Genomic DNA, 1,639 nt, shown 5'->3' with positions numbered 1-1,639 from the left:
TTGAAGATCGTGATGCTGATGATGCCCGGCCTGGCCATCGGCAACATGATCTGGAAGAACACGCGGGTGTGCGAGGCGCCGTCCACCATGGCCGCCTCCCCCACCGCCGTGGGCAGCGTACGGAAGAACGCGGTCAGGAAGAACACCGTGAACGGCATCGAGTACGCGATGTAGACCAGCACCAGCCCCGCATGCGTGTTCAACCCGATGTACGGCCCCACCAGCGGCACCGCCCCCATGTTCTGCACGACGAAGAACAGCGGCGTCAGCTTCAGGTACACCGGAAAGGCCAGCCCGGACACGAACAGGAAGTAGATCGGCCGGTTGGCGCGGAAGGGGTACCGGGCCAGCACGTACGCGGCCATCGAGCCGAGCAGCATGGTTCCGGCCACGCTGAAGGTGACGACGATGACGCTGTTGAGCATGTACTGCCCGATGTGCGCCTGCTCCCAGGCGCGGGCGAAGTTGTCCCAGTTGAGCTTGGCCGGCAGCCCCCACGCCTCGCCGAAGATCTCGTCCTCGCTCTTCACCGAGGCCAGGAAGGTCCACAGGATCGGCACCACGACGAGCACCGTCCACACCAGGAGCGCGACGTGGGAGAGCACGGCCATCGGCCCGAGCCGCCGCCGGCGCTCCTGACGGGCCAGTTTGCGGGAGTTCGCCACCGTCCACGTGGTCGTCGTTGTCATCTAGTACTCGATTCGTTCGCGGCGTGACAGGCGCAGCGAGAGGATGGCGAAGCCGACGGTGAAGAAGAACATCATGACGCCGAGGGCCGAGGCGTAGCCGAAGCGGAAGTACTGGAAGGCGTTGCGGTAGATCTCGGCGGCCATGACGGTGGTCGACCAGTCGGGGCCGCCGTGCTGGTCGGTCATCACCCACACGATCGCGAACGCGTCGAGCGCCAGGATCCCGAGGTAGACCCAGGCCACCTGGATCGTGTCCCACAGCAGCGGCAGCGTGATGCGGAAGAACAGGCTGAACCGGCCCGCGCCGTCGATCTGCGCCGCCTCGAACATGTCGCGCGGGATGGAGGCCAGCCCGGCCGAGAACAGCACGACGTAGAAGCCGACCGCCTGCCAGACCAGCACGCCGAGCACCGACCAGAAGGCCACGCCGGGGTCGGACAGGAAGCCGACCGGCTTGGCGCCGAGCGCGATCAGCGGCCCGTTCAGCATGCCGCTGCCGTCGGGCCGGAACACCTGCTGGAACAGCACGCCCACCACGGCCACGGCCAGGACCTGCGGGAAGAAGAACACCACCCGGTAGAACTTCGAGCCCGCGATGCCCGAGGAGCCCTTGCGCCCGCCCACGTTGAGCAGGAAGGCGAAGAACAGCGCGATGACGATCGTGAGCAGCGGCAGCAGCACGAGCAGCATGGCGTTGTGGCTGACGGCCTTCCAGAAGACGCCGTCCTTGAACAGCCGGACGAAGTTGTCCAGCCCGATGAAGTCCGGCGTGGCCGTCACGCCGCGCCAGTCGGTCATCGCGATGCGGAACGCCTGGATCAGCGGCGAGATGACGTAGGCGAGGTAGAGGATCACCGGGGCTGCCAGGAACGCGGTGATGAACAGCCCGCGGCGATACCTGTTGAACAACATCAGCGCTTGTACTTCTTGATCGAGGAGTCGTTCTTGAT

Annotated in this window: 2 protein-coding genes; both read right to left on the bottom strand. The window is 65.9% G+C overall.

All coding sequences use genetic code 11. The features are described from left to right. The coding region (locus ACWCSD_RS52440; RefSeq protein WP_449927401.1) for a carbohydrate ABC transporter permease at positions 1–689 on the bottom strand (689 nt) is incomplete at its 3' end. After that, a partial coding sequence (locus tag ACWCSD_RS52435; RefSeq protein WP_449927398.1) for a carbohydrate ABC transporter permease occupies positions 690–1,639 on the bottom strand: 950 nt, incomplete at its 5' end.

It is taken from the genome of Nonomuraea sp. NPDC001684 (genome assembly GCF_053596515.1).
Note: the sequence above shows the minus strand (reverse complement) of the source record. Positions and strands in the feature narration are given on the sequence as shown.